The organism is Streptomyces sp. ISL-100, from assembly GCF_018614615.1.
GTDB lineage: Bacteria > Actinomycetota > Actinomycetes > Streptomycetales > Streptomycetaceae > Streptomyces.
The window spans coordinates 1-26,313 of record NZ_JAGGOK010000056.1 but is presented as its reverse complement, the minus strand read 5'-3'; the positions used below and the strand labels follow the sequence as shown (position 1 = coordinate 26,313).

Below are 26,313 nucleotides of genomic sequence, written 5' to 3'. Positions count from 1 at the left end.
TTTGCGGACCCGCTTCGCCCAGGCCGCCGCCACGAATCCGCTCAGCACCATCACGGCGGGGCACGCGAGCATGAACCAGCCGTTGTCCGGGCTGATTTCGAAGTGGTCGGCGGAGGTAGGTGGAGAAGGTCCAGCAGAGGTAGCCGCCGAGGGCGAGCAGGACGGCCGCGCTGAGCATCGGCACGCATATGCAGGCAGACGACGCCCGCCGTGACGCCCAGGCCGATGCCGATGCTGGTAGTGGCGGCGGTGCTGGAGGCGGCGTTGGCGAAGCCGTCATGACGCCGAGGGTCCTGGTGAGCGTGGCGGGTGCGGGCGGGTCGCTGCCGTACGGGGTCTTCGATGGCGTCATCGCCAGCTCCTTCACCGGGGGGCCACAACGGCCCCGAGGGCGGCACATCGAACTCCGCGGGGCCTTCACACGTCAACGGTGTTGTCGTAACGTGCGCGCCATGAGTGAGCGAGTGGTGCCGGAGGAGGGGCGGCGGCGCCGGCGGCCCACCAAGCAGGGCACGGTCCTGTCGGAGGAGCTGATCGTCCATACGGCGCTGCGGCTGATCCACGAGCACGGGGCGGCGGCGCTCACCGTGCGGCGGCTGGGGGCGGCGCTGGGGGCCGACCCGAGCGCGCTCTACCGGTATTTCCGGGACACCGACGACCTGCTGCTCGCGGTCGCCGACGAGCTGATCGGCCGTACGCTGCGGCGGTTCCGGCCGACGGGTGAGTGGCGGGCGGACCTGCGGACGCTGGGTCTGATGATGCACGCCGACTATCAGGCGCATCCGCAGGCGGCGATGCTGACCTGCGCGCGGGTGACCGGGCGGGAGAACGAGACGCGGTCGGTGGAGACGATCCTGGGCATCCTGCGCGGGGCGGGTTTCCCCGACCCCGAGGCGGTACGGGTCTATCACGCCTTCGTCGACCAGACGCTGGCGTTCGCGGCGCTGGACGCGTCCACGCTCACGCTGCCATCGGCTGCCCAGGAGACGGAGGCGCGGGCCTGGCGGGAGACGTACGCGCGACTGCCTGCCGACAGCCATCCGAACATCGCCGCGACCGCGCCGGTGCTGGTGGCGGAGATGGGCCGCAGTGGGTATCCGGCGGCGCTGGAGATGGTGCTGGCGGCGGCCGCGGCTCGGCTGGAGGCGGTTCTTTCCCCCACCCCGCCCGGTTCCGGCCGCGACATTTACGGCTCCGCCGCGTCGGGGGCTCCGCCCCGGACCCCGGTCCTCAAACGCCGGACGGGCTGAATACGCCCGGGCTGACCCTTGCGAGGCGCGGTCCGAACCTTGTGGAAGCGACTCTGCCGACGCGACTCGGATTGAGCCGCGTCGGCAGAGTCGGGTCCGGGCGGAAATCAAGCCCGTTCCGGCGATTGAGGACACGCCCGGGAGCGTCCCCGGGGGCTGCTCCCGTCCGCACTCGGCGGAGCGGGAAGCAGTCCCGCCGGTGCGGGGCTAGGCGCCCTTGTGGTCCGCGGCCAGCGTGGCGACCCGCTTGCGGACCACGAACCAGCCGCCCACCAGCGCCGCCGCGATCAGCGGGAGGCACATCACGGTCGTACGGCCGACTCCGCCGCCCCACCACATCAGGACGACGACGCTGGCGAGGAAGAAGAGGGTGACGATCTGGGTGTACGGGGCCCAGGGAAGGCGGTACGACGGGCGCGTGACCCGGCCGTCCTTCGAGCGGTGCCAGAAGAGCAGAGAGCAGAGCATGATCATGCCCCACGTACCGAGGATGCCGATCGACGCGAAGTTCAGGACGATCTCGAAGGCCTCGCCCGGCATGACGTAGTTCAGGCCGACGCCCAGGACACCGAAGCCGGCAGTCAGGAGGATGCCGCCGTACGGGACCTGGCCCTTGTTCATGCGGCCCGTGAACTTGGGGGCAGAGCCCGAGAGGGCCATGGAGCGCAGGATGCGGCCGGTGGAGTACAGGCCCGAGTTCAGGCTGGAGAGGGCCGCCGTCAGGACGACGAGGTTCATGACGTCCGCGGCGCCCGCGACGCCGAGCTTGTTCATGACGGTGACGAAGGGGCTCTCGCCGCCCGAGTACGCCGTGTACGGAAGCAGCAGCGCGAGGAGGATGACCGAGCCGACGTAGAAGATGCCGACGCGCCACATGATCGAGTTGATCGCCTTCGGCATGATCTTCTCGGGGTTCTTGGTCTCGCCCGCCGCGACGCCGCACAGCTCCACCGAGGCGTACGCGAAGACGACACCCTGGATGACCAGGAGCATCGGCAGCATGCCGACCGGGAACAGGCCGCCGCCGTCAGTGATCGTGGAGAAGCCGGGGGTGTGGCCGTCGAGCTGGTGCTGGGTGACGACCAGGTAGATGCCGATGGCCATGAAGACCACCAGGGCGGCGACCTTGACGATCGCGAACCAGAACTCCATCTCGCCGAAGTACTTCACCGAGATCAGGTTCGCGGTGAGGACGACGGCGAGCGCGATCAGGGCCAGGACCCACTGCGGTACGTCGCTGAACATGGCCCAGAAGTGGGCGTACGTCGCGGCCGCTGTGATGTCGGCCACTGCCGTCGTCGACCAGTTGAGGAAGTACAGCCAGCCGGCGGCGAAGGCGCCCTTCTCACCCATGAATTCACGGGCGTATGACACGAACGCGCCCGACGACGGGCGGTAGAGGACCAGCTCGCCCAGCGCGCGGACCACGAAGAAGGCGAAGACGCCGCAGACGGCGTACGCGATGGCGAGAGAAGGGCCTGCTCCGGCCATGCGGCCGCCCGCGCCCAGGAACAGGCCGGTGCCTATCGCTCCGCCGATGGCGATCATGTTGATGTGGCGGGACTTCAGGTCCTTACTGTAACCCTCGTCACCCGCATCGACATGTGGGGATGTCGATACGGGATCGGCGGGACCGGCGGGGGCCGCAGACAGGGTGCGGTCACTCATGCTGTTTCTTCGCCTTCATTTGGGGGGGTGCTGTGCGGTACCGGGCCGCACGATCGTGTTGAGCGTGATCTCGACGTGTTCGAGGTGCGCGGCCATGGCCTGCACCGCCGTTCCCTCGGAGCCGCCGACGATCGCCTCTACGAGGGCCCGGTGCTCGAGGTCCGACTGGCGTCGTCGGTCCCCGAGTTGGTTCAGAAGGGTGGACTGCCGGGCAAGGGCGTCCCTGATCTCTTCGATGATCTTGAGGAAGACAGGGTTGCCCGACGCCTGGGCGACGGAAATGTGGAAGAGCGTGTCGAGCGCCACCCAGGCGGTGGGGTCGGGCTCCTGCTCCATCTTCCCGATCAGGTGCGTCAGCAGGTCTACGTCGTCCTGCGTGCGACGGGTAGCAGCGTAACCCGCGACGGGGATCTCGACGTGCCGTCGCACTTCGATCAGATCCCGGGCGGAGTACGCACCGAAGATCGGGTTCTGGTCGGCGCCGCTGGCCGCGACGTACGTGCCCTTGCCGGCCCGGGACACCGTGAGACCGAGCGCCTGGAGCGCGCGCAGGGCCTCCCGTACGACGGAGCGGCTGACCTCGAAGTGCTTTCCGAGCTCTGCCTCCGTCGGGAGCTTCTCGCCTACGACGAGTTCACCCCGCTCTATGGCGTCCCGGAGGTGGGTGAGGACGGCTTCCATCGCGCTGATGCGCCGGGGTGCGCCGCCACCTGTCCGGCTGTCTGACAAGACCATGCGGAGAATGCTCGGAGGTCGGACATGCAAGCGTCAAGAGTGTTCAGAGAGTTGATTTAAGACGAACAGAAGGATAAGGGAGTGGACATTCCGGGCGAATTAGGGGGCGAGTACGTCGAGCTCCTGGAGCGCCCCGACCGCGATCTCGCGGGTCAGCCGTTCCGCCCGCGCCGCGTCGCCTTCCCTTACCGCTTCGGCGACTTGGACGTGCAGCGTGACGGCCGCGGGGTCCGGATCCTCGAACATCACCTGGTGCCTGGTGCGTCCACTGAGGACCTCGGCCACCACATCACCGAGCCGGGCGAACATTTCATTGCCTGATGCACGCAGTACGACGCGATGGAACGCGATGTCGTGCACGAGGTACGCGTCGAGCTGCCGGCCCCGCGAGGTCGCCACCATGCCGAGCGCGCGCTCGGTGAGCTCCGCACACTGCTCCGGGGTCGCGAACTGCGCGGCGAGTCCCGCCGCCACCGGCTCCACGGCGGACCGCAGGACGGTGAGGGAGCGCAGCTGGCGGGGGCGGTCGGCGCCGGCCAGCCGCCACCGGATCACCTGCGGATCGTAGACATTCCACTCCTCGGGTGGGCGTACGGTCACGCCCACCCGACGGCGGGACTCCACGAGGTGCATCGATTCCAGGACCCGGACCGCCTCGCGGATCACCGTGCGCGATACGTCGAAGCGCTGGGCGAGCTCGTCCGTACGCAACACGCTGCCGGGCGGATACTCACCGGCTGTGATCGCGGGACCGAGGCTTTCCAGCAGCTGGGAGTGCAGTCCCCGGGCCTGGTTGGTCATGGGGCTCAGCCTACGGGGCGCCCTCCGGGAAGCATAAGTACGACGTTTATGTCACAGGGTCTTGAATACGTCGTACCTAATAGGTTTCAGTAGCGCGACGGACCGATGTCGAAGAAGACAGCGAGGCACTCCACTCATGAACAGCCCCCACGTCGTCGTGGTGATGGGCGTGGCAGGGACCGGCAAGACCACCATCGGCCCCCTGCTCGCCGCCCGGCTCGGCGTCCCGTACGCCGAGGGCGACGACTTCCACCCGTCGGCCAACATCGCCAAGATGTCGGCCGGCACCCCGCTGGACGACTCGGACCGGTGGCCCTGGCTCGACGCGATCGGCCAGTGGGCACACAGCAGGGCCGGGCTCGGCGGAGTCGTGAGCAGCTCCGCGCTCAAGCGGGCCTACCGCGACCGGCTGCGCGCGGCCGCCCCCGACGCCGTATTCCTGCACCTCACGGGCGACCGGGAGCTGATCGAGGAGCGGATGCGGGAGCGCAAGGGGCACTTCATGCCGACCACCCTGCTCGATTCGCAGTACGCCGCCCTGCAACCGCTCCAGGAGGACGAGGCGGGCGTGTCCGTGGACGTCTCGGGGTCTCCGGACGACATCACCGAACGAGCCGTCGCGGCCCTGCGCCGGCTCGACCGCCAAGACTCCCAAGACTTCAGAAAGTAGAGAGCCGTGACCAGTCTCAGCGTCGAGACGCTGGCAGCGGGCGTCGTCGAGCCGATCACCTCGGCGGGCAACGGCCAGTTGGGGATAGCCGTCCTCGCCGGCATTGCCGTCATCGTCCTGCTCATCACGAAGTTCAAGCTCCACGCCTTCCTCGCGCTGACCATCGGGTCGCTGGCGCTCGGAGCGTTCGCGGGCGCCCCGCTCGACAGGGCCATCACCAGCTTCTCGACCGGCCTCGGCAATACGGTCGCGGGCGTCGGCGTGCTGATCGCGCTCGGCGCGATCCTCGGAAAGCTGCTCGCCGACTCCGGCGGCGCGGACCAGATCGTCGACACGATCCTCGCGAAGGCGAGCGGCCGGGCGATGCCGTGGGCGATGGTGCTGATCGCGAGCATCATCGGTCTGCCGCTCTTCTTCGAGGTCGGCATCGTGCTGCTGATCCCGGTGGTGCTGCTCGTCGCCAAGCGCGGCAACTACTCCCTCATGCGGATCGGCATCCCGGCGCTGGCAGGCCTGTCCGTCATGCACGGGCTGATCCCGCCGCACCCCGGTCCGCTGGTCGCGATCGACGCGATCGGCGCCAACCTGGGCGTCACGCTGGCGCTCGGCGTGGTCGTGGCGATCCCGACCGTGATCATCGCGGGGCCGGTCTTCTCGAAGTACGCCGCCCGCTAGGTCGACGTACCGGTGCCCGAGAAGATGGTTCTTCAGCGCCCCTCCGAGGACCTGGAGCGCCGTCCCGGCTTCGGCGCGACCGTCGCCACCGTCATGCTGCCGGTCGTGCTCATGCTGGCCAAGGCGCTCGTCGACATCGTCGTCGACAACCCCGAGAACGCTGTTCAGCGGGTCACCGATGTCATCGGCTCGCCGCTGATCGCGCTGCTCGCCGCCGTAGTGGTGGGACTCTTCACGCTGGGCCGCGCCGCCGGGTTCACCAAGGACCGTCTCTCCTCGACCGTCGAGAAGTCGCTCGCCCCGATCGCGGGCGTGCTGATGATCGTCGGCGCGGGCGGCGGCTTCAAGCAGACGCTCATCGATGTGGGCGTCGGCCAGATGATCCTGGACTTCTCCAAGGACTGGGCGATTCCGACGCTGCTCCTGGCCTGGCTGATCGCTGTCGCCATCCGCCTCGCGACGGGCTCGGCGACCGTGGCCACCATCTCGGCGGCCGGTCTCGTCGCCCCGCTCGCGGCCGACATGTCGCCGTCGCACTCCGCGCTGCTGGTGCTCGCGGTGGGTGCGGGCTCGCTCTTCTTCAGTCACGTCAACGACGCGGGGTTCTGGCTGGTGAAGGAGTACTTCGGCATGGACGTCGGCCAGACGATCAAGACCTGGTCGGTGATGGAGACGATCATTTCGGTGGTCTCGCTGGGCTTCGTGCTGCTGTTGTCACTCGTCCTTTAGGTCCGGTGAGTTTTTCAACTCCTCTGCCCACAGCGGGTGTTCCAGCTCCGCCCATTCGCGGTCGACAGTCCCGGTGCGCATGCCGCGCCGGGACTCCGGCCGCATGAGGGCCATTGCGATGTGTCCGGCGATCACGATGCCCATGGCGAGGGCGAGCCAGTCGTGGACGAAGGTGGCGCTCGTACGCCAGACCAGCGGGGCCAGGTCCGTGAACCACATCAGCAGCCCGGTGCCGAGCATCACCAGCACCGCGCCGGCGATCCAGCCCGCGTAGAGCTTCTGGCCCGCGTTGAACTTCCCCGCGGGGCGCGACGCGGGGCTCATGTCGCGGCGCAGCGCGGCCCGCAGCCACTGCCGGTCGTGCGGCCCGAAACGGTTGAGCCTGCCCAGGTCCAAGCGGAAGGCGCGGGAGGCCAGGCCGAGCAGGAACGGCGCGGGGATCAGCAGCCCCGACCACTCGTGCACGGTGACCACCAGGTGCCGGCGGCCGACGAGTTCGGCGAGCTGGGGTACGTACAGACAGGCCGCCGTCGCGATGCACAGCAGCACCAGGCCTGCGGTGGCTCGGTGTACCCAGCGCTCGGAGCGGGTGAAGCGTCTGAGGCGGGTGGGAAGTTCAGACCGTAGGAGCATCGTCGCGTCCGTTCGAGCGGCCGACCCACGCGTCGACGTCATAGCCGCGCTCCTCCCAGTACCCGGGCCGCACCTCGGGCGTGACGGTGATACCGGAGAGCCATTTCGCCGACTTGTAGAAGTACATGGGCGCGACATAGAGGCGCACCGGGCCGCCGTGCGCGTGGCTGAGTGGCTTGTCCTGCATGCGCAGAGCGACCAGTACATCTTTGCGGCGGGCCTGCTGGAGGGTGAGGCTTTCGCTGTACGTACCGTCGAAGCAGGTGAAGCGGATCGCCTTGGCCTCCGGTTTCACGCCTGCCGCGGCCAGCAGCCGCGACAGCTGTACGCCCTCGAACGGCGTGTCCGGGACCCGCCATCCCGTGACGCACTGGACGTCGCGCACGATGCGCGTCTGCTTCATCGCGCGCAGGTCGTCGAGGGTGTAGGTGGCGGGCCTGTCGACCAGGCCGTCGATCTTCAGCCGGTAGTTCTCCGGGCCCTTGTGCGGTACGGAGGAGGCGACTGAGTAGTAGCGGAAGCCGCCGCCGTTCGGGAGGAGGCCGGTCAGGCCGGTGGGGTCCTTGTCCGCGGCGGCGCCGAGGAAGGAGTCCAGCCCGCTCTGGAGGTACGGCGCGGTTGCCAGCCCCGCGGCCCCGAGGCCCAGCATGCCGAGGACGACGCGGCGGCCGACGGGTGCGCCACCGCTGTCCGGGCCGGCCGGTGGTTGAGGAGTCACAGAACAATTCGAACACCCGCGGCCGCCAAGAGCCAGCGACCGCGGGGGTCCGTCAGACTTCCGTCAGACTTCGGTGGCCTGTTTTTCCAGCTGGAACGCCTCGTTGCCGAGGCCGATGCGGGCATGCACCTCGGGCTTCGCCGAGCGCAGTACCGCGCCGTACACCAGGCCTCCGACGAGCGCGACGCCGATGATGCCCGGCAGGATCCAGCTCAGCGCGGAGCCGGGGCCCGCGCCCACGAGCACGTCGAAGTCCTTGACCGTGTAGAACGCGATGACCAGGAGCGCGACCGCCGCGATGCCGGAGGCCGCGAGGCGTCCCGCCTGCGCGCGGCCGGCTCCGCGGCGTACGAAGAAGGCGATGACCGCGAACGACGCGGCGGCCATCAGCAGGATGACGCCGAGCGCGCCGACGTTGCCCATCCACGTGAACAGGTGCAGCACGGGCACGGTCGGGTCGCCGGCCGGGGTGTCGTCGGTGAAGGCGAAGGCCAGCACGATTACCAGGGACACGCCGGACTGGAGCAGGGAGCCCGCGGCCGGGGCGCCGCTCGTCTTGTTCGTACGCCCGAAGGAGGCCGGCAGCAGGCCCTCGCGGCCCATGGCGAACGCGTACCGCGCGACGACGTTGTGGAAGCTGAGCAGGGCGGCGAACATGCCGGTCACGAAGAGGACGTGGAGTACGTCGGTGAAGGTGGAGCCGAGCCTGCTCTCGGTGAGGGTGAAGAGGAGTCCGGGTCCCTGCTCCCCCGCGACCTTGACGATCTGGCCGGGTCCGGTGGCGACGCTGAGCGCCCAGGCGCTGAGAGCCAGGAAGAGCGCGGCGTAGCCGACGGCGAGGAACATCACGCGCGAGACGACGATCTGCGGGCGGCTGGTCTCCTCGGCGTACACCGGGGCCTGCTCAAAGCCTACGAAGGCGGCGATGCAGAAGCAGAGCGCGGTGCCGAGTCCGGCGCCGGTGAGGGTCTCGGGGTTGAACGCCTGGAGGGACAGGCCCTCCTTGGCCGGGTCGGCGATCGCTGCCACGTCGAAGATCACGACGAGCGCGCATTCGACGACCAGCAGGACGCCGAGGACCTTGGCGTTGAGATCGATCTTGAGCCAGCCGAGCGCGCCGACGACCAGCACGGCGACGAGCGCGGGGATCCACCAGGCGATGGTGATGTCGAGGTAGGTGGCGAAGAGGCCGGAGATCTCGAAGCCGAGGATGCCGTAGATGCCGACCTGCATGGCGCTGTACGCGACGAGGGCGACCAGGGACGCTCCGGCGCCGGCGGTCGGGCCGAGGCCCCGGGCTATGTACGCGTAGAAGGCGCCGGCGTTGTGGACGTGCCGGCTCATCTCGGCGTATCCGACGCTGAACAGCATCAGGACCACGCCGAGGATCACGAAGAGGAGGGGCTGGCCGACGATGCCCATCAGGCCGTATGTGGTGGGCATGACACCTGCGACGACCATGAGCGGGGCGCTCGCGGCCAGTACGGAGAGGAGGAGGCCCGTGGTGCCCAGGCGGCCGGCTCGCAGGGCTCGCTCCTGCCCCTTGTACGTACGGATCTCGCCGGCGCTGGTGTCTCTGCTTCTTTCGCTCGTGCTAGAACTGCCCGTCGACATGGCGGGGTTGTCCCTTCACTTCGGTGGATGAGGTCGAACTGCTGAGTCATGCGATCCCGAGCGCGGCGCTGCGCGCGGCGCGGAAGGCCTGGTGCGGGTCCCGTTCGGGGTACGACCACGGGCCCTCGGTGGCGTGCGGGCCTATGCGGTTGAGGAGTGCGGCCGCCTCGGCGGGCCTGCCCTCGCAGAGCTTCGCGTGGGCGAGGTAATTGAGGTCGATGAGGCGGCGCGGGTGACCCTCGTGCTCCCACTCCAGCCACCAGTCGAACGCCGCCTTCATCACCTGGCGGGCGCGGCGGCCGGACCAGTGGCCGGAGGCCGCGGGGTCCTTCGGCACCTGGCCCGCTACCGCGAGGGCGCGGTAGCGCTCGGCGTGGGCCACCACGGGGAGTACGGCCAGGGGAGAGTCGGCGGGGGCCTGTTCGGCGGCCCAGGCGGCGAAGTCGTACACCTCGTGGAGGGGGTCGCTGCCTATGTCCGGCCTGCGTTCGGCGAGGCGGGCGGCCATCAGGTGGTGGGCGTGGTGGTGCTCGGGGTGGCGCAGCCGTACCTGGTCGAAGAGCTGGGCGACCTCCTCCTCCGTACCGAGCGAGCGGGCCAGGAGCAGTAGGCCGAGCCACGGGGTCGGGTCGGCGGGTGAGCGCTCGGCGGCGCGGCGGCATGCCTCGCGCGCCCGGTCCTCGGGTTCCTTACGGCGCAGCGCGCCGAGGACGGTGGCGCAGGCGATGAGAGTGACGGCGTCGGCGCTCTCGGGCTCTGCGAGCAGCCAGTCGCCCGCCCAGGCAGCGGCGCCGGTGGCCTGGGCGAGTACGACGAGACGGTGGCTCCGGCGGTCCCAGTCGTCGCCGGTCTCGGCGAGCAGGGAACGGGCTCTGGTCCAGCGGCCCTGGGCCAGCTGGGTGCGCACGGTGACGAGTTCGGCGTCGTCGAGCGCGGGGTCGAAGAAGCGGTCGGTACGGCGGCGTGAGCGGCCGAGGGGTGGCGGAGGAGGGGGCATCCGCGGGTCCTCCACGGCGCAGAGTGCGAGCGTTTGATCACGCACAGCAAAGCGGTAGGGGGTAGTCCGCGTCAAGAGCGGTCTAAACCAACTTTGTGCGGTGCGGCGGTAGTTGAAACCGGCACTGAGCTGCCACAACCGCTTACCCGCCGGCCTCAGGGCCTAGTCTTGCCCCCATGTCTGAGCACTCGTCACTGCCGCCGTGTCTGTTCGCCTTTCCCGGACCGCTGCGGGACCGGCTGGTCGCCGCTGTGCTGTCCGGCGAGAAGGTCTCGACGACCGGCCTGCTCGCCGAGTACGAGGCCGAGAAGGAGGAGCTGCCGCCGGTCGGCGAGCGGTCCGTGGTGATCGACTCGGACGGCCGCGAGGTGGCGGTGATCGAGCTGACCGAGGTGCGGGTGCTGGCGCTAGGCGACGTCGATCTCCAGCACGCGCTGGACGAGGGCGAGGGCTACACGTCGGTCGCGGACTGGCGTGCGGGGCACGAGAGGTTCTGGCACGGGGACGAGATGCGGGAGGCGTTGGGCGACCCGGAGTTCACGGTCGACGACACGACGGTGGTTGTGGCGGAGCGGTTCCGGGTGGTGGAGCGGTTGGGCGGGGCGGGGTAGGCGGTGCGGTACGCCTGCGGCGGGCTTCTTCCCCTGCCCCGCCCCTTCCCGAAACTGGGGGCAATCCCCTTGAGGAGCGGGGCGAGGAGCGGGGTCTGGGGCAGCGCCCCAGCCCGCCGCAGGCGCACGCCCCTACGCCACCGCCCTCGCCGCCGCGCGGCCCGCCGTGCGGCCGGAGAAGAGGCAGCCGCCCAGGAACGTGCCCTCCAGGGAGCGGTAGCCGTGGACGCCGCCGCCGCCGAACCCCGCCGCCTCCCCCGCCGCGTACACGCCCGGCAGCACGGCGCCGCCCTCCGTCAGCACCCGCGACGACAGGTCGGTCTCCAGGCCGCCGAGCGACTTCCGGGTAAGGATGTGCAGGCGTACGGCGATGAGCGGGCCCGCCTTGGGGTCGAGGATGCGGTGCGGCGGGGCCGTACGGATCAGCTTGTCGCCCAGGTAGTTGCGGGCGCCGCGGATCGCCATCACCTGGAGGTCCTTGGTGAAGGTATTGGTGATCTCCCGGTCCCGGGCGGTGATTTCGCGGCGCAGCGCCGCTTCGTCGATCAGCGGCTCCTTGGTGAGCGCGTTCATGCCGCGAACCAGCGCGGACAGGTCCTTCTCGACGACGAAGTCCGCGCCCTTGTCCATGAACGCCTTGACCGGGCCGGGGACATCGGCCCGTGCCCGGCCGATGACCTCCCGGACGGACTTGCCCGTGAGGTCCGGGTTCTGTTCGGAACCCGAGAGCGCGAACTCCTTGCCGATGATCTTCTGGTCGAGGACGAACCAGGTGTAGTCGTACCCCGTCTTCATGATGTGGTCGAGCGTGCCCAGGGTGTCGAAGCCCGGGAAGAGAGGTACGGGCAGGCGCTTGCCACGCGCGTCGAACCAGAGGGAGGAAGGGCCGGGAAGGATGCGGATGCCGTGCTTGGCCCAGATCGGGTTCCAGTTCTGGATGCCCTCCGTGTAGTGCCACATCCGGTCGCGGTTGATCATGCGGCCGCCCGCCGCCTCCGTGACGCCGAGCATCAGGCCGTCGACGTGCGCGGGTACACCGGAGAGCATCGAGGCGGGCGGGGTGCCCAGCCGCTGTGGCCAGTTGGCGCGTACGAGATCGTGGTTGCCGCCGATCCCGCCCGAGGTGACGATCACCGCCTGCGCCCTGAGCTCGAAGGACCCGGTCGCCTCGCGGCTGCTGGCGGCCCCACGCTCGGCGGCCGAGGACTCCAGGATCTCGCCGGTGACCGTGTCCACGGACCCGGCGCTGCGCGTGAGGCCGGTGACGCGGTGGCGGAACCTCAGCTGGACGAGGCCGCGGGCCACCCCGTCGCGCACCCGGCGCTCGAAGGGCGCGACGATGCCGGGGCCCGTGCCCCAGGTGATGTGGAAGCGCGGTACGGAATTCCCGTGCCCGGTGGCGTCGTAACCGCCGCGCTCGGCCCACCCCACCACCGGGAAGAAGCGCACGCCCTGCCCGTGCAGCCACGCCCGCTTCTCGCCGGCCGCGAAGTCGACGTACGCCTCGGCCCACTTGCGCGGCCAGTGGTCCTCCTCGCGGTCGAAGCCCGCCGTGCCGTGCCAGTCCTGGAGCGCCAGCTCGCGGCTGTCCTTGATGCGCATGCGGCGCTGCTCGGGCGAGTCGACGAAGAAGAGCCCGCCGAAGGACCAGTGCGCCTGACCGCCAATGGACTGCTCGGGCTCCTGGTCGAGCAGGATCACCTTGCGGCCCGCGTCGACCAGCTCCGCGGTGGCCGCCAGGCCTGCCAGGCCCGCCCCGATCACGATCACGATCACATCAGCGTCGTACGCCATGGTTTCCGTCCTTGCCGGGGCGAAGTGGAGAGAAGTTACTCGTGCGTCAGATCTTCGGCAGAGGCGGCCGGGGCATCAACCGGTGGGTACACAGCGGTGAGGTTGGATGGGTCGTATGACTCCCGCTGAGGAGATTCTGGACGTCGTTGACGCGAACGACGAAGTCGTCGGACAGGCCCCGCGCGGCGAGGTGTACGCCCGCGGCCTGCGCCATCGCTGCGTCTTCGTCCTGGCGCGGGACGGCGAGGGCCGGTACTTCGTGCACCGCAGGACGCCCGTGAAGCTGGTCTTCCCCTCGATGTACGACATGTTCGTGGGCGGGGTCGTCGGCGCGGGCGAGTCGTACGGCGAGGCGGCGCTGCGTGAGGCGGAGGAGGAGCTGGGTGTGTCCGGGCTGCCCGCGCCCGTACCGCTGTTCAAGTTCCTTTACGAGAGCGAGGACGGCGCGCAGACCTGGTGGTCGTACGTCTACGAGGTGCGGTGCGATCTGCCGGTGAATCCGCAGGCGGAGGAGGTCGCGTGGCACGGCTTCCTGACCCGCGCGGAGCTGGAGCGACGGCTCGCCGAACCGGAGTCGGGGCGGGAGTGGGAGTGGGTGCCGGACGGTCTCGCGGCGTGGGAACGGCTGCGCGCGTTCGCAGGCCCCGGTCCGCTGCCCTCGTCAGGTGCTGGGCAGGCCTGACCGTACCTCCGTCCGTACCTTCGCCGCCCTGCCCGCCAGGGCGTCCGCGTGCGCCGCGGCGATCAAACGCCGGAAGGGCTGGATAGTGCCGCGTTGCGGCAACCAAGCAGGAGCGGCCACTGACAATCCCGCCCGGTAAGGTGCGGCGCGTGATCGAGTTCGTGCGGAGTCTGCGGCTCTGGTTCGCGCCGCAGCGCATCCGGGAAGAGGGCGAGACCCCCGACTACCGCTTCTCGCTGGCCAACGAGCGCACCTTCCTCGCCTGGATCCGTACCGCGCTTGCTCTCATCGGCGGCGGCTTCGCGGTCGATCAGTTCCTGCCCGGACTCGCCTGGGGCGTGCGCGCCGGCATGGCGCTCGGACTGCTGGCGGCCGGTGTGCTGTGTGCGCTGCGGGCGGTCAATCACTGGGTGCGCTGCGAGCAGGCCATGCGGCGCGGTGACGACCTCCCGGTCACCCGTTTTCCGACCGTGCTGAGCCTCGTGGTGGCCTTCGTCGCCGTCGTCATGGTCGTGATCGTCCTCTTCGGCTGGGACGGCCGCAATTGACCGGCCCGGCCGCCCCCGACCCCGACCCCGCCAGGGACCCCGGCCTTCAGCCGGAGCGGACCCGGCTCGCCTGGCGCAGGACCACGCTGGCCTGCACGGTGGTGGCCGTACTGGCGGCGAAGCAGGCGGTCCATGACGGGATCAGCGTAGCCGGGGTGATCGCCACGGCGCTCTGCGTGCTGGTCTGGCTGGGGTTCCTGCGGGTCGCCCACCACCGCATCCAGGCTGTCGGCAGCACCGCCAGACCCGCGCCGATGTCGGTGCGCGCCGCGATGACAGCGACGGCCTGCACGATCGCGCTCGCCGGGTTCGCCGTGGCGATCGTCGTCTGAGAGGTCGGGCCGGCTCAGGCCGTGGCCGCCGCCAAAGGCGGCAGCATCCGGCGCGGGTCCTCGCCGTTCACCCACAGTCCGATGAGGAAGGCCGTCGCGGTCTCGACGTACACCGCCCGGTCGAGGCCCCCCGCGGCCAGCGGTTCGCAGCCCATGTCCCGTACGAGCGTCCGTACCGTCTCCAGCGCCCGTTCGTCGTCCCCGCACAGCGGCACAGCCAGCGGTCCGTCGGCGAAGGCGGGCGGGGTCAGCCGCCAGACGCTGTCGGCACAGTGGTTGAAGGCCTTGACGACGTGCGCGCCGGTCGCGGCGGCGATACGTTCCGCCGCACCCGGGCCGCCTTGTGTCGTCAGGACGAAGCCGGGACCGACCGCGTTGGTGCAGTCGATCAGGACGCGGCCGCGCAGTACGCCGCCACCGTCGCCGCCTTCGTCCGCGCCCGCGGCCTCATTCAGAACCGCGGGCACACTGTCGTGCGGGACGGCGAGCAGCGTCGCGTCCCCGAAGGCGGCGGCCTCGCGCAGGGTGCCCGCCCGGCCACCGATACGGGCGGCCAGTTCGGCCGCGCGGTCCGCCGAGCGGCCGCCGACCAGCACGTCGTGGCCCGCCCTGGCCCACTGGGTGCCGAGTGCGTCCGCCATGTTGCCCGTACCGAGCATTCCGATGCGCATGTGTGTTCCTCTCCCACGTAACGTGTCAGGACAGGACGCTAGGAGATCCGTTGGTTACCGATCGGTGCCCAACGGGCCGTGGGGGGACAGTGGTTGTGAACAGCTTGCTCGCGGACTGCCGGGCCAGGCTCGGCTTCGATCTACTGGCGAACACCTGGAACGGCGTCGTCATCTACGCGCTCGGCGAGGGCCCGCGCCGCCCCGGCGAGCTGCGCGCCGAGATCGGCGGCATCAGCGCCAAGGTCCTCACCGAGACGCTGCGCCGCCTGGAGGGTTACGCCCTGGTGGAGCGCCACGCCTACGCCGAGGCACCGCCGCGCGTCGAGTACGGGCTGACCGAGCTCGGCGCGAGTCTCCTGGAGCCGATCCGGGCGTTGGGCAGGTGGTCGGCGGAACACGGTGACGAATTCGCCGCGGCGCAGGGGTGGGAGACGGATGAAGCGGTCGTCCGGGACTAGCCTGGAGGTATCGCAAAGTATCCGCAATCACACTAGAGGTGAGCATAATGACCGCCCTCCACCAGGAGCACCCCACTCACGAGCACATCCACGGTCCCGTCTGCGGGCACGTCGCGGTACCGCACGGCGACCACACCGACTACGCGCACAACGGGCACATGCACCGCGAGCACTCCGGACACTGGGACGAATGCGAGTCCACGGATCACGTCACCCACAGCAGTCACCCCCATGAGCACGGCAAGAACTGCGGGCACAGCGCCGTCACGCACGGCGATCACGTCGACTACGTCCACGACGGCCACCGCCACGCCGCTCACGACGGCCACTGGGACGATCACTGAGCACGAGGTCCATGTCCCGGACCTGCCTTCCCCCGGGCGGGCACGAACTGGCAGGCTCTCCCCGACCAGTTCGGCCATTGACTGATCCGTCGACCCGACGCGACCCGACCCGGGGGAACCCCCGTGCCCGCCACGGACCCGTACATCGTTCAGCTCGCGCCCGAAGTGCACGCGTACATCCAGCCGGACGGCGGCTGGTGCCTGAACAACGCCGGGTTCGTCAGCGACGGCGCTTCGACCCTGCTCGTCGACACCGCGGCCACCGAGCGCCGCGCGCACGCCCTGCGCGAAGCGCTCCTCGCGACCGGCGCGCCGCTCCCCCGTACCGTCGTCAACACCCACCACCACGGCGACCACACCTACGGCAACAGCGTCTTCGTACCCGAAGCCACGGTCATCGGGCACGACACCTGCCGCGCCGAGGTCCTCGCCGTCGGGCTCCAGCTGCACCTGATGTGGCCGGAGACCGACTTCGGTGACATCACCGTCACCGCGCCCACCCTCACGTACAGCGAGCGCCTCACCGTCCACGCGGGCGGCACCGAGGTGCGGCTGATCCACCCGGGCGTCGCGCACACCACCGGCGATTCAATCGTTCACCTGCCGGAGTACGGGATCGTCTTCACCGGCGATCTGGTCTTCCAGGGCGGCACCCCCTTCGTCCCGATGGGATCGCTGAGCGGGTCACTGCGCGCGCTCGACGTGCTCCGCTCGCTCGGCGCGGAGACGGTCGTGCCCGGTCACGGCCCCGTGACCGACCCGTCGGCGTACGACGCGACGGAGAGCTACCTGCGGTACGTCGCCGAGCTCGCCGAGGCCGGGCACGCCAAGGGCCGTACGCCCCTGGAGACCGCCCGGGAGGCCGACCTCGGCACTTTCGCCGGCCTGCGCGAGAGCGAACGGCTCGTCGCCAATCTGCACCGCGCGTACGCCGAACTGGACGGTCTGCCGGAGGGCTCGCCGCTCGATCCGGTCGTCGTCTTCGGCGACATGGCGGCCATGAACGGCGGGAAGCCTGTCGCCTGCCACGCGTGATCCGCGTCTCGGGGTACGTCGGCACACTGGACGGCATACCGACTGGTCGGCATGATGAGTCGCGACGTCGTCTTGTCAGCAGTGTTCGCCCTCGGAGGTGCCCCCATGAGCGCAGTCCACCCGCCAGGTCTCGATCCCGAGCAACTGCGCGGTCATCTCGACCGCGAGCGGCCGGGGCTGGTGAGCGGACCGCTCAGCGCCCGGCTCATCGAGGGCGGCCGGTCGAACCTGACGTACGCCGTCACGGACGGCACGTCCCGGTGGGTGGTGCGGCGGCCGCCGCTCGGGCATGTGCTGGCGACCGCGCACGACATGAAGCGCGAGTACCGGGTGATCAGCGCTCTGCACCCGACCGATGTGCCGGTGCCCGCGCCGCTGCTGCTGTGCGAGGACGAGTCGGTCATCGGGTCGCCGTTCTACGTCATGGAGTACGTGGAGGGCGTTCCGTACCGTACGGCCGACGAGCTCGCCGCGCTGGGCGCCGAACGTACCCGCGCCGCCGTACTGGGCCTGGTCGACACCCTCGTCGCGCTGCACGCCGTGGATCCGGAGGCGGTGGGTCTGGGCGACTTCGGCCGCCCCGAGGGCTTCCTCGACCGGCAGCTGCGCCGCTGGGGCAAGCAGCTCGACGCCTCCCGCAACCGCGAACTGGCCGGCATCGACGAGCTGCACGCGGCGCTCGGGCGCTCGCTGCCCGACTCCCCCGCGCCCACGGTCGTACACGGCGACTACCGTCTCGACAACGTCCTGATCGGCGGCGCCGACGACCGGATCAACGCCATCCTCGACTGGGAGATGTCGACCCTCGGCGACCCGCTCACCGACCTCGGACTGCTCGTGATGTACAGCGCCGAGCTGGGGCTGCCCGACTCCCCCGTCTCCACGACGGCCGGCGCGCCCGGTCACCCTTCGGCGCGCGAGATCGTCGAGCGGTACGCCGCCGGGTCCGGCCGGGACACCTCCGCCATCGCCTGGTACACGGCGTTCGCCTGGTTCAAGCTCGCCGTGATCCTCGAGGGCATCCACTACCGCTACACGCTCGGGCAGACCGTCGGCGCCGGCTTCGACCGGATCGGCGACCTCGTGCCCGTCTTCATCGAGCACGGCCTGACCACCCTTCAGGAAGGCTGAGACACCACCATGGATTTCGCATACGACGCACGGACCGAAGAGCTCCGCGGCAAGCTTCTCGCTTTCATGGACGACTTCGTGTACCCGGCCGAGCCCGTCGCCGACGAGCAGCGCGAGCAGCTCGCGTCGCCGTGGGACACGCCGCAGGTCGTGGAGGACCTGAAGGCGGAGGCGCGGAGGCAGGGCCTGTGGAACCTCTTCCTTCCGGACGCCGAGTACGGCGCCGGGCTCACGAATCTGCAGTACGCTCCGCTCGCGGAAATCACCGGCCGCAGCCCGCACCTGGCGCCGACCGCGCTGAACTGCGCGGCGCCGGACACGGGAAACATGGAGCTGCTGGCGCAGTTCGCGTCCGACGAGCAGAAGAAGCAGTGGCTGGAGCCGCTGCTGTCGGGCGAGATCCGGTCGGCGTTCGCGATGACCGAGCCGGAGGTCGCCTCGTCGGACGCGACGAACATCGAGACCCGGATCGAGCGTGATGGTGACGAGTACGTCGTCACGGGCCGCAAGTGGTACATCTCCGGGGCGATGAACCCGGACTGCAAGATCTTCATCGTGATGGGCAAGACCGACCCGGACGGTGCGGACGTCCGCCGTCAGCAGTCGATGATCCTGGTGCCGCGTGACACGCCCGGCGTCGAGATCCGGCGCGCCATGCGGGTGTACGGGTACGAGGACCACTACCACGGCGGGCACGCGGAGGTCGTCTTCGACGGGGCGCGGGTGCCTGCCTCCGCCTTGATCGGCGAGGAGGGCGGCGGCTTCGCCATCGCCCAGGCGCGGCTCGGCCCGGGCCGGATCCACCACTGCATGCGGCTGATCGGCATGGCCGAGCGTGCGATCGAGCTGATGTGCCGCCGCGCGGTGTCGCGCGAGGCCTTCGGCAAGCCGCTGGCCCAGCAGGGCGTCGTACACAACTGGATCGCGGACGCGCGAGTGACCGTCGAGCAGCTGCGGCTGCTGGTGCTCAAGACGGCGTGGCTGATGGACACGGTCGGCAATCGCGGGGCGCACGCGGAGATCCAGGCGATCAAGATCGCTACGCCGCGGGCGGTTGTCGACATCATCGACAAGGCGGTGCAACTGCACGGGGCGGGTGGCGTCAGCCAGGACTTCCCGCTGGCGGAGCTTTGGGCGGCGGCGCGGACGCTGAAGCTGGCGGACGGGCCGGATGAGGTGCATCAGCGGTCGCTGGCGCGGCGGGAGCTGAAGAAGTACGTCTAGCGCGGCTGGGGTGGGGCGGGTGCGGGTGCGCCTGCGGCGGCCGCTCCGCAAACGCCGGAGGGGCTGGATAGTGCCGCTGAGCGGCAAATCCAGCCCCTCCGGCGGTTTTGGGTGGGGAAAAGGCCCTGCGCAGCGGCCCGCACCCGCATCCACCCCGCGGCGCCGGCCCCTACGGCCGCAACGCCCGCAGCAGCAGATCCGCCAAATGATCCGCCACCTGCTGCGGCGTCAGCGGGCCGTCCGGCCGGTACCACGTCGACAGGTGGTGGACCGAGCCGAAGTGGTAGTCCACCACCAGATCCGCCGGGGTCGCCGTCGAGAAGACCCCCGCTTTCTGGCCCTCCTCCACCAGCGCCCGGAACCGCTCGTGATACCGCCGCCGCTCCGCCCGCACCTGCTTGTCCTTCTCCGGACTCAGGTGGTGCATGGACCGGAAGAAGATCGACGCGTCGTCGAGGTTGTCGATGGTCGTGACCACCACATCCGCCGCCGCGTCCCGCAACCGCCGCTCCACCGGCGCGTCCGCGTCAGCGAACGCGTCCAGCCGCTCCTGCTGGAGCCGCAGGACACGGGCGTACACCTCGTGCAGCAGGTCGTCCTTCGAGCCGAAGTAGTGGTAGAGCGCACCCTTGGTGACGCCGGCCGCCTCGACGATCTCCTGCACCGACGTGCGGTCGTATCCACGCTCGGCGAACAGGCGGGTGGCGGCGGCCAGCAGCCGCTGTGGGACGGGGATGCCGCTTCCGTCCGTCGTCCTGGCCATGTGCCGCCACCTGCCTTTCGTCGAAACAACCAAATGAGGGTTCAGGAACGGGAACGCAGTTCCCGCCTGAGGATCTTCCCACTCGTCGTCTTGGGAAGTTCGGGCAGGATCTCCACTTCGCGCGGGTACTTGTACGCGGCCAGCCGCTCCTCGCAGTACGCGGAGATCTCCGAAGGCGCCACCTCAGCTCCGGGGCGCAGGCTCACGTACGCCTTGACGCTCTCTCCCCGGTACGCGTCGGGAATGCCGACGACGGCCGCCTCGCGCACCGCCGGGTGGGTGTAGAGGACGTCCTCGACCTCGCGCGGCCAGACCTTGAAGCCGGACGCGTTGATCATGTCCTTCTTGCGGTCGACGACGTAGAGCCAGCCGTCCTCGTCCATGAACCCGATGTCGCCGGTACGCAGTTCGCCGCCCGGGAAGGCCTCGGCCGTCGCCTCGGGGCGGCGCCAGTAGCCGGGGACGACCTGCGGACCGCTGACGGCGATCTCGCCCTGCTCGCCGAAGGGCACATCGGCGCCCTTCTCATCGACGATACGTAGGACCGTGTCCGGCCCGGGCACGCCCACGGAAAGCGTCCCCGAGGCCGGGTCGACCGGGGCTTCCTTCTCCGGCGGCACGGCCGCACAGGGCGCGGTGCACTCGGTGAGGCCGTAACCGTTGCGGATGTACGGGCCGAATCCCTCGCGGAATTTCTCCACCAGGGCCGGCGGCACGGGCGCGCCGCCCGACGAGATGACCTCGAAGGACTCGAAGTGCTCCCGCGTGACTCCGGGAGTGGCGGCGAGCGCCATGAAGGCGGTGGAGGGGCCGACGGTGTAGGCGGGGCGGTGCTCGATGAACGCGTCGAGGACTACGCCCGGGTGGAAGCGGTAGGCGAGGACGAGCGTGCCGGCGTTGGCGACGCAGACGGCCAGTTCACAGACCATGCCGGTGATGTGGAAGAAGGGGTGCGAGCGCGAAGTACGCCGAACCCTCGGCGATGGGGTGCCCAGTGCGCTGGCGCTCGGCGTTGTACATGATCCCGCCGTGGACGTTCATAGCGCCCTTGGGGGTGCCGCTGGTACCCGAGGTATAGCTGATCAGCGCCACGTCGGTGGCCGTGAGCTCGCGGTCCGCCGGCGCCGGGAGGCCCAGGCGTGCGACGGTCACCAGGTCGTCCGCGTCGGAGGCCGCAGCCGCCCGCTCGAAATTGAGGACGCGGGTGTCGTTCCTGGTCTGGAGGTCGAGTTCGCAGGCGGTGAGGACGATTCGTACGGGAGAATCCTCCGCGGTCTCGCGCAGGTACGCCTCCCACGCGCGGTCCGAGCAGACCAGCGCGGTCGCCTCGGCGTCCCCGAGCGCGTGACCGACCTCGGCCGACTTGTACATCGGGTTGAGCGGTACGACGACAGCGCCGGCCTTCCAGGCGCCGAGCAGCGCGATGACGAAGTGCGGGCTGTTCTGGAGCATGACCGCGACCCGGTCACCGTGCCGCAGGCCCTTGGCGGCCAGGTGGCCCGCGACGGAGTCCGAGAGCTCGTCGGTCTCGCGGTAGGTGAGGCGGCCGTCGAAGTAGGCGAGGGCGGGGTGGTCCGGCGCGCGGTTCACCGCGTTCTTCAAGGCGTGCAGCAGGGTGGCCGGCGGGTCCATGGGCGCCCGCTGGGCGTCGGTGAGCTGGGCGAGCCAGGGCTTGGCCGCGTAAATCGACTCGCTGGTGGTCCCGGCCGTCGTCCCGGTCGTCGTCCCGCTCATCGCGCTGCCTCTTCCCACTTCTGGTGAAGGTGGTTCATGTTGGTCAGCCAGCGGTCCGGGTCCCCGGCGCGTGCCTGGTAGTAACCGGCCACCTCGGCGTGCGGCAGGATCAGGAAACGGTCGGCCGCCATACCGTCGAAGAGTGCGTCACAGACGTCCTCCGGCTCGATGGCGGTGGGCGCGAGGACCAGCTCGCCGGCCGAGCCCGCGGCGGTCAGCATGTCGGTGCGTACCCCCTGTGGGCAGATCGCGTGGACCTTGACGCCGCGGTGTCGGTAGGTCAGCGAGAGCCACTCGGCGAAGGCGAGCGCGCCGTGCTTGCTGACGCTGTACGGGGCCGCGCCGACCATGGTCAGCAGGCCGGCCGCCGAGACGGTGGGGACGAACCGGCCGCTGCGGCGCTCCAGCCAGTCGGGGAGCAGCGCCTTGGCCGCCCTGACGTGGGCCATGACGTTGACGTCCCAGGCCGCGGCCCAGACCTCCTCGTCGGCGAAGGCGTCGCCGGGCGAGGCGAGGCCCGCGTTTGCGCAGTACACGTCGACCTTGCCGCCGAGTGCCTCGCGGGCCTCTTCGACGATCGCGGAGGCGTCGCCCGCGACGGCGGTGGCGCCGGTCTCGTCGGCGATCGCCTTGATCTTCTGCGCGTCGAGGTCGTTGACGACGACCCGTGCCCCCTCAGCCGCGAATCTGCGGGCGAGGGCGGCACCGATGCCGCCTCCCGCACCGGTGACGACGACTCCCGCGTCCTGGAACTGGCTCATCCTTGAGGCCCACCTCTCCTGCCGACAGCCTCGGCAGACTAACCGGTCGGTATGGAGCAGTGGAAGAGGTCGGAAGGTCACAACCCGCCGTGCCCGGCTCGTTCCCCGGCGCGGCCACGCGCGCTAGCGTGCGTGGCCATGACAGACGGCGCCGATCACGGAGGTACTGGGATGAACCTGTCCAGACGCGGATTGCTGGCCGCCACCGGGGCGGCGGGAGCCGTGGGAGCGGCGGGAGCACTCGGTGCCGCGGCCCCAGCGGCCGCCGCCGGGCACCCTGGGCGGCCCGGGCACCTGCGGGTGCGTACCGGCTTCGACCGGCTGGCCGCCGACGGTTACGCGCTCCTGGCGGGGCAGAAGGTCGGCGTCGTCACCAATCCGACGGGCATCACCTCGGACGTGCGCCACATCGTGGACGTCATGCACGCCGACGACCGGGTGAACCTGGCCGCCGTCTTCGGGCCCGAGCACGGCTTTCGCGGCACGGCGCAGGCGGGCGGCTCGCAGGGGCGTTACGACGATCCGGCGACCGGGCTTCCGGTGTACGACACGTACCTGAAGAGCGGGCAGCCGCTCGCGGACATCTTCACAGCGTCGGGCGTGGACACGATCGTTTTCGACATCCAGGACGTGGGCGCGCGCTTCTACACGTACATCTGGACGCTGTACGACTGCATGGTGGCGGCCGTCCTCGCGGGCAAGCGGTTCGTGGTGCTCGACCGGCCGAACCCGGTGACGGGGCGCGCCGCGCTCGGTCCGGTGCTCGACAAAGCGTTCGCGACGTTCGTGGGGCGCGAGCCGATCGCGCAGGCGCACGGGATGACGGTGTGCGAGCTGGCGCGGCTCTTCAACAGCGAGTTCCTGGCACGGCCGGTGGCGCTGGAGACGGTGAGGATGACGGGCTGGCGGCGCGGCGACTTCTTCGATTCGACGGGTCTGCCGTGGGTGCCGCCGAGTCCCAACATGCCGACGCCCGACACGGCGCTCGTGTATTCGGGCACCTGCCTCTTCGAGGGCACCAACCTGTCGGAGGGGCGGGGCACCACCCGGCCGTTCGAACTGCTGGGCGCGGAGGGCATCGACCGCCGGTGGGCGGAGACCGCGAACGCCGCCGGGCTGCCCGGTGTGCACTTCAGGGAGGCGTACTTCGCTCCGACGTTCTCCAAGTTCCAGGGGAAGACGATCGGCGGCGTACAGCTGCATGTGCACGACCGGGAGGCGTACGACCCTGTGCGCACCGGCATCGCGCTGCTGATCACGGCGAAGAAGAGCTGGAGCGGCTTCGCGTGGCGGGCCGACAACTGGGTCGACAAGCTGACGGGCAATACGCGGGTCCGCACGATGATCAACGCGGGGGCCGGGACGGGCGAGGTGGTGGACGCCTGGCGTTCCGACCTCGCGGCGTTCAGCTCCGTACGCCGGGAGTATCTGCTGTACCGCTGAGGGTCCGGGTGTGGGCGTGGGTGTAGCCGGCTACACCCTGAAGAGACGGGTGAGCTCGTCGGTCTCGGCGAAGCCACGCACAGCTCCACCGAGTTCTTCGTTCCGTCAGCAGCGGGTGGCGCTGGCTCCCTCGTACGACGTACTCGTCCACCTGCGGCGCATCACTGCGGCCGATCTGCTCTGACGTGACGTATGGCCAGTCCTGCGGTCCAGCGGGATGCTGAGCCTGCGGGTAGCGGGCCCGCACGGACCCGAGGGGTGCGCCATGGCGGGTGTGAGTGTGGAGCCGTACCGGGAGATCACGTTCGACGCGGACGGTGACGTGAACACGCGTCAGCGCGACCGGCTGGCGGAACTCGATGTCACCGACCTGGTGATGTTCGCGCACGGCTGGAACAGCAACCGCTCGGTGGCGACCAGGATGTACGACCGTTTCTACGCCCCCTTTCCTGGTCTGCTGACGGACTCGCCCGGCGTACGGCTCGGCTATGCGGGCATCGTGTGGCCGTCGATCCGGTTCGCGGACGAACCGATCCCGGACTTCGACCGGAGCGCCGTCCCGGCCGCCGACGCCGGTCCCGGCCTCGACCAGCACACCCGGCAGGCGCTGGCCGAGGCTTTCCCCGGCCGTGAGCAGATCGTGGAGCGGCTGGCCGAGCTGCTCGACGCGCGGCCGGAGGAGGTGGCGGCGTTCGAGGAATTCGGGGTGCTGGTGCGCAGGTTGGCCGGGGTTTCTGGGGGCGGGCTCGTAGCGGTACACGGCTCCGACGCGTCCGACATGGAGGCGGAGGCGCTGCCGCGGATGCTGTACGACGACACGCTCACCGTGTGCCGCGACTTCGCAGCCGCGCTGGCGGAGACCGGCGCCGCGGAGCCGGAGCCGCTGCCGGCGGCGCAGGCCCTGTCGTTCGGCGGCGGTCTGAAGAAGGTCTGGAACGGGGCCAAGGAGCTGCTCCGCCAGGCGACGTACTACGAGATGAAACGGCGGGCCGGGACGGTCGGCCGGCTGGGGCTCGGGCCGCTGCTCGGGCAGCTCGCCCGGTCGTCGCCGTCGATGCGGGTGCATCTGGTCGGGCACAGCCAGGGGGCGCGGCTGGTCGCTTTCGCGCTGCGGGGGCTGCCCGGCGACGTACGGAACGTGAAGTCCGTGACCTTGCTCCAAGGCGCCTTCTCGCACTACGCGTTCGCGGGGCGGCTGCCGCATGCGGTGGGCAGTGGTGGCGCGCTGCGGGGGATGGAGCGGCGGGTGGACGGGCCCGTGGTGGCCTGTTACTCGCGCCACGACTCGGCGCTCGGCGTCATCTATCCGCTGGCGTCGCGGCTGGCGGGTGACTCGGCGGGGGTGGTCGGCCTGGGTGGTAAGTGGGGTGCGATCGGCTTCGGCGGGATCCAGGCGGTGCGGGACACGCCTGTGCTCACGCTGGCGCAGGCGCTGCGGGACGGGGTCCCGGGCTCGGGGTGCGTGAATGTGGACGCGGCGGCGGTCGTGCGGCGCGGGGGGCCGCCGTCGGGGGCGCACAGCGACATCTTGCACGCGGAGCTGGCGCGGGTGGTGGTGGCTGCGGGCCGGATGGGGGGCTAGCGCCGGCCAACGCCTGCGGCGGGCCTTTTCGCCGGACGGGGTGAACGTTGCGGCCAGGGCCGCAAAATCCGTCCCCGCCCGGCAAACCCAGCTCCTCCGGCGCTTGAGGACCGGGGCCTGGAGCGGAGCCCCACTCCCCTGGCTACTTCAGCCCCTCCGGCGCATGAGGACCGGGGTCCGGGGCAGCGCCCCAGTTACGGGAACCCTCAGCGGTGCGACGGGTATTCGATGACCATCTGGTAGGTCGGGCGGTTCTGCCAGTGCATCGCGGGGTGGGTGAGTCCGCCGACCGCCCGGTGCACGATCGAGTCGGCGCACCACTGCTCCCCCGCCTTGCAGCTGTCGTCGCCGGGGTAGACCTCCGTGGCGGGCTTGGCGACGGCCTGCTTCAGGGTGGCGAGGAGGGTGTCGCGGCAAGCCGCGAGGTCGCCGTTGCCGCAATACGTCTTCGCCAGTGGGCCCTCAACCTCCTGCCCGAGGACCTTGCGCAGGTCCTTGTCGACGTAACTCCACCAGCCGTACTGGAACGCGGACCCCGCGTGCGCCCCCGTCGGGCCGTGCCCGGCCGACGGCGCCTCGTCGGTGGTGAGGCTCTTCGTGAGCTCGCCTTGAAGTGCTCTCCCGGCTGAAGCCGGGAGGTTCCTGCTTACCTTGCGGCAGCGGGCTTGACGCGCTTCGCGCGCCTGACGACTGCCCTCCCGGCAGCCGGG

At 70.3% G+C, this 26,313-nt stretch carries 24 protein-coding genes and 3 pseudogenes; 14 read left to right on the top strand and 13 right to left on the bottom strand.

Annotated elements, in window-relative coordinates:
• The first annotated feature begins 452 nt into the window (after positions 1-452).
• Positions 453-1,250, top strand: coding sequence for a TetR/AcrR family transcriptional regulator (locus J7E89_RS24205; RefSeq protein ID WP_214976495.1), 798 nt, complete (start codon positions 453-455; stop codon positions 1,248-1,250).
• A gap of 207 nt (positions 1,251-1,457) precedes the next feature.
• On the opposite strand, the gene J7E89_RS24200 is transcribed toward J7E89_RS24205, so the two are convergent.
• The 3 genes from J7E89_RS24200 to J7E89_RS24190 all read right to left on the bottom strand — a co-directional run bounded on the left by J7E89_RS24200 (position 1,458) and on the right by J7E89_RS24190 (position 4,454).
• A complete protein-coding gene (locus tag J7E89_RS24200) occupies positions 1,458-2,918 on the bottom strand; it encodes an amino acid permease (protein ID WP_214976494.1) in 1,461 nt (486 codons plus the stop codon).
• 15 nt (positions 2,919-2,933) lie between these two features.
• On the bottom strand, positions 2,934-3,653 hold the full coding sequence (locus tag J7E89_RS24195) for a FadR/GntR family transcriptional regulator (RefSeq protein ID WP_214976493.1): 720 nt from the start codon (positions 3,651-3,653) through the stop codon (positions 2,934-2,936).
• A gap of 99 nt (positions 3,654-3,752) precedes the next feature.
• A complete protein-coding gene (locus J7E89_RS24190; protein WP_214976492.1) occupies positions 3,753-4,454 on the bottom strand; it encodes a FadR/GntR family transcriptional regulator in 702 nt (233 codons plus the stop codon).
• Between the two features lie 136 nt (positions 4,455-4,590).
• On the opposite strand from J7E89_RS24190, the gene J7E89_RS24185 reads away from it, so the two are divergent.
• Positions 4,591-5,124, top strand: coding sequence for a gluconokinase (locus J7E89_RS24185; protein ID WP_214976491.1), 534 nt, complete (start codon positions 4,591-4,593; stop codon positions 5,122-5,124).
• Between the two features lie 6 nt (positions 5,125-5,130).
• Positions 5,131-6,528, top strand: a pseudogene (locus J7E89_RS24180) (gluconate:H+ symporter).
• On the opposite strand, the gene J7E89_RS24175 reads toward J7E89_RS24180, so the two are convergent.
• The 4 genes from J7E89_RS24175 to J7E89_RS24160 form a co-directional block, all read right to left on the bottom strand.
• The gene (locus J7E89_RS24175) at positions 6,514-7,161 is read right to left on the bottom strand and encodes a cytochrome b/b6 domain-containing protein (protein ID WP_214976490.1); all 648 of its coding nucleotides are present in this window, start codon (positions 7,159-7,161) and stop codon (positions 6,514-6,516) included. The pseudogene J7E89_RS24180 and the gene J7E89_RS24175 overlap by 15 nt on opposite strands.
• Positions 7,145-7,810 carry a molybdopterin-dependent oxidoreductase gene (locus J7E89_RS24170; RefSeq protein WP_214976717.1) on the bottom strand — a complete coding sequence of 222 codons (666 nt, stop codon included), beginning with the start codon at positions 7,808-7,810 and terminating at the stop codon, positions 7,145-7,147. The genes J7E89_RS24175 and J7E89_RS24170 overlap by 17 nt, the downstream gene beginning before the upstream one ends.
• Positions 7,811-7,942: 132 nt before the next feature.
• Complete coding sequence (locus J7E89_RS24165; protein ID WP_214976489.1) at positions 7,943-9,493, bottom strand: APC family permease; 1,551 nt, start codon at positions 9,491-9,493, stop codon at positions 7,943-7,945.
• Positions 9,494-9,539: 46 nt separating this feature from the next.
• A complete protein-coding gene (locus tag J7E89_RS24160; protein ID WP_214976488.1) occupies positions 9,540-10,490 on the bottom strand; it encodes a hypothetical protein in 951 nt (316 codons plus the stop codon).
• Positions 10,491-10,666: 176 nt separating this feature from the next.
• On the opposite strand from J7E89_RS24160, the gene J7E89_RS24155 reads away from it, so the two are divergent.
• The gene (locus J7E89_RS24155) at positions 10,667-11,101 is read left to right on the top strand and encodes an ASCH domain-containing protein (RefSeq protein ID WP_214976487.1); all 435 of its coding nucleotides are present in this window, start codon (positions 10,667-10,669) and stop codon (positions 11,099-11,101) included.
• A 132-nt stretch (positions 11,102-11,233) separates the two neighbouring features.
• Here J7E89_RS24155 and J7E89_RS24150 read toward each other — a convergent pair whose 3' ends face one another.
• Positions 11,234-12,895, bottom strand: a complete 1,662-nt coding sequence (locus J7E89_RS24150) for an FAD-binding dehydrogenase (RefSeq protein ID WP_214976486.1) — start codon at positions 12,893-12,895, stop codon at positions 11,234-11,236.
• Between the two features lie 115 nt (positions 12,896-13,010).
• Between J7E89_RS24150 and J7E89_RS24145 the strand changes: the two genes are divergently transcribed.
• The 3 genes from J7E89_RS24145 (at position 13,011) to J7E89_RS24135 (ending at position 14,457) form a co-directional block, all read left to right on the top strand.
• Positions 13,011-13,577, top strand: a complete 567-nt coding sequence (locus tag J7E89_RS24145) for an NUDIX domain-containing protein (RefSeq protein WP_214976485.1) — start codon at positions 13,011-13,013, stop codon at positions 13,575-13,577.
• A 149-nt stretch (positions 13,578-13,726) separates the two neighbouring features.
• Complete coding sequence (locus J7E89_RS24140) at positions 13,727-14,125, top strand: DUF202 domain-containing protein (protein ID WP_214976484.1); 399 nt, start codon at positions 13,727-13,729, stop codon at positions 14,123-14,125.
• Positions 14,122-14,457 carry a DUF202 domain-containing protein gene (locus tag J7E89_RS24135; RefSeq protein ID WP_214976483.1) on the top strand — a complete coding sequence of 112 codons (336 nt, stop codon included), beginning with the start codon at positions 14,122-14,124 and terminating at the stop codon, positions 14,455-14,457. The genes J7E89_RS24140 and J7E89_RS24135 overlap by 4 nt, the downstream gene beginning before the upstream one ends.
• Before the next feature lie 14 nt (positions 14,458-14,471).
• On the opposite strand, the gene J7E89_RS24130 is transcribed toward J7E89_RS24135, so the two are convergent.
• Entirely contained in the window at positions 14,472-15,128 is a 657-nt protein-coding gene (locus J7E89_RS24130) for an NADPH-dependent F420 reductase (RefSeq protein ID WP_214976482.1), read from the bottom strand.
• Between the two features lie 89 nt (positions 15,129-15,217).
• Between J7E89_RS24130 and J7E89_RS24125 the strand changes: the two genes are divergently transcribed.
• The 5 genes from J7E89_RS24125 (at position 15,218) to J7E89_RS24105 (ending at position 19,320) form a co-directional block, all read left to right on the top strand.
• Positions 15,218-15,586 carry a helix-turn-helix domain-containing protein gene (locus J7E89_RS24125; protein ID WP_214976481.1) on the top strand — a complete coding sequence of 123 codons (369 nt, stop codon included), beginning with the start codon at positions 15,218-15,220 and terminating at the stop codon, positions 15,584-15,586.
• Between the two features lie 47 nt (positions 15,587-15,633).
• Positions 15,634-15,930, top strand: coding sequence for a hypothetical protein (locus J7E89_RS24120; protein ID WP_214976716.1), 297 nt, complete (start codon positions 15,634-15,636; stop codon positions 15,928-15,930).
• A 123-nt stretch (positions 15,931-16,053) separates the two neighbouring features.
• Positions 16,054-16,965, top strand: a complete 912-nt coding sequence (locus J7E89_RS24115; protein WP_214976480.1) for an MBL fold metallo-hydrolase — start codon at positions 16,054-16,056, stop codon at positions 16,963-16,965.
• Between the two features lie 105 nt (positions 16,966-17,070).
• Positions 17,071-18,096, top strand: a complete 1,026-nt coding sequence (locus J7E89_RS24110; protein WP_214976479.1) for a phosphotransferase family protein — start codon at positions 17,071-17,073, stop codon at positions 18,094-18,096.
• A 9-nt stretch (positions 18,097-18,105) separates the two neighbouring features.
• Complete coding sequence (locus tag J7E89_RS24105) at positions 18,106-19,320, top strand: acyl-CoA dehydrogenase family protein (protein WP_214976478.1); 1,215 nt, start codon at positions 18,106-18,108, stop codon at positions 19,318-19,320.
• A 169-nt stretch (positions 19,321-19,489) separates the two neighbouring features.
• Here the strand turns inward: J7E89_RS24105 and J7E89_RS24100 are convergent, their stop codons facing one another.
• From J7E89_RS24100 to J7E89_RS24090, 3 genes and pseudogenes are all read right to left on the bottom strand, one after another.
• Complete coding sequence (locus tag J7E89_RS24100) at positions 19,490-20,083, bottom strand: TetR/AcrR family transcriptional regulator (RefSeq protein ID WP_214976477.1); 594 nt, start codon at positions 20,081-20,083, stop codon at positions 19,490-19,492.
• A gap of 41 nt (positions 20,084-20,124) precedes the next feature.
• A pseudogene (locus J7E89_RS24095) lies at positions 20,125-21,817 on the bottom strand (class I adenylate-forming enzyme family protein).
• Positions 21,814-22,578, bottom strand: a complete 765-nt coding sequence (locus tag J7E89_RS24090; RefSeq protein WP_214976476.1) for an SDR family oxidoreductase — start codon at positions 22,576-22,578, stop codon at positions 21,814-21,816. The pseudogene J7E89_RS24095 and the gene J7E89_RS24090 overlap by 4 nt, the downstream one beginning before the upstream one ends.
• 171 nt (positions 22,579-22,749) lie before the next feature.
• Here J7E89_RS24090 and J7E89_RS24085 point away from each other — a divergent pair, with 171 nt between their 5' ends.
• Positions 22,750-24,021, top strand: a complete 1,272-nt coding sequence (locus tag J7E89_RS24085) for an exo-beta-N-acetylmuramidase NamZ domain-containing protein (protein ID WP_214976475.1) — start codon at positions 22,750-22,752, stop codon at positions 24,019-24,021.
• 265 nt (positions 24,022-24,286) lie between these two features.
• On the top strand, positions 24,287-25,603 hold the full coding sequence (locus J7E89_RS24080; protein WP_214976474.1) for a serine-threonine protein kinase: 1,317 nt from the start codon (positions 24,287-24,289) through the stop codon (positions 25,601-25,603).
• A gap of 206 nt (positions 25,604-25,809) precedes the next feature.
• Here the strand turns inward: J7E89_RS24080 and J7E89_RS24075 are convergent.
• A pseudogene (locus J7E89_RS24075) lies at positions 25,810-26,313 on the bottom strand (penicillin acylase family protein); the annotation flags it as partial.

Bases quoted from the DNA above. Each gene is read 5' to 3' on its own strand.
- J7E89_RS24205 (WP_214976495.1), top strand. From the start codon at position 453: ATGAGTGAGCGAGTGGTGCCGGAGGAGGGGCGGCGGCGCCGGCGGCCC.
- J7E89_RS24200 (WP_214976494.1), bottom strand. From the start codon at position 2,918: ATGAGTGACCGCACCCTGTCTGCGGCCCCCGCCGGTCCCGCCGATCCC.
- J7E89_RS24195 (WP_214976493.1), bottom strand. From the start codon at position 3,653: ATGGTCTTGTCAGACAGCCGGACAGGTGGCGGCGCACCCCGGCGCATC.
- J7E89_RS24190 (WP_214976492.1), bottom strand. From the start codon at position 4,454: ATGACCAACCAGGCCCGGGGACTGCACTCCCAGCTGCTGGAAAGCCTC.
- J7E89_RS24185 (WP_214976491.1), top strand. From the start codon at position 4,591: ATGAACAGCCCCCACGTCGTCGTGGTGATGGGCGTGGCAGGGACCGGC.
- J7E89_RS24175 (WP_214976490.1), bottom strand. From the start codon at position 7,161: ATGCTCCTACGGTCTGAACTTCCCACCCGCCTCAGACGCTTCACCCGC.
- J7E89_RS24170 (WP_214976717.1), bottom strand. From the start codon at position 7,810: ATGCTGGGCCTCGGGGCCGCGGGGCTGGCAACCGCGCCGTACCTCCAG.
- J7E89_RS24165 (WP_214976489.1), bottom strand. From the start codon at position 9,493: ATGTCGACGGGCAGTTCTAGCACGAGCGAAAGAAGCAGAGACACCAGC.
- J7E89_RS24160 (WP_214976488.1), bottom strand. From the start codon at position 10,490: ATGCCCCCTCCTCCGCCACCCCTCGGCCGCTCACGCCGCCGTACCGAC.
- J7E89_RS24155 (WP_214976487.1), top strand. From the start codon at position 10,667: ATGTCTGAGCACTCGTCACTGCCGCCGTGTCTGTTCGCCTTTCCCGGA.
- J7E89_RS24150 (WP_214976486.1), bottom strand. From the start codon at position 12,895: ATGGCGTACGACGCTGATGTGATCGTGATCGTGATCGGGGCGGGCCTG.
- J7E89_RS24145 (WP_214976485.1), top strand. From the start codon at position 13,011: ATGACTCCCGCTGAGGAGATTCTGGACGTCGTTGACGCGAACGACGAA.
- J7E89_RS24130 (WP_214976482.1), bottom strand. From the start codon at position 15,128: ATGCGCATCGGAATGCTCGGTACGGGCAACATGGCGGACGCACTCGGC.
- J7E89_RS24120 (WP_214976716.1), top strand. From the start codon at position 15,634: ATGACCGCCCTCCACCAGGAGCACCCCACTCACGAGCACATCCACGGT.
- J7E89_RS24110 (WP_214976479.1), top strand. From the start codon at position 17,071: ATGAGCGCAGTCCACCCGCCAGGTCTCGATCCCGAGCAACTGCGCGGT.
- J7E89_RS24105 (WP_214976478.1), top strand. From the start codon at position 18,106: ATGGATTTCGCATACGACGCACGGACCGAAGAGCTCCGCGGCAAGCTT.
- J7E89_RS24100 (WP_214976477.1), bottom strand. From the start codon at position 20,083: ATGGCCAGGACGACGGACGGAAGCGGCATCCCCGTCCCACAGCGGCTG.
- J7E89_RS24090 (WP_214976476.1), bottom strand. From the start codon at position 22,578: ATGAGCCAGTTCCAGGACGCGGGAGTCGTCGTCACCGGTGCGGGAGGC.
- J7E89_RS24085 (WP_214976475.1), top strand. From the start codon at position 22,750: ATGAACCTGTCCAGACGCGGATTGCTGGCCGCCACCGGGGCGGCGGGA.
- J7E89_RS24080 (WP_214976474.1), top strand. From the start codon at position 24,287: ATGGCGGGTGTGAGTGTGGAGCCGTACCGGGAGATCACGTTCGACGCG.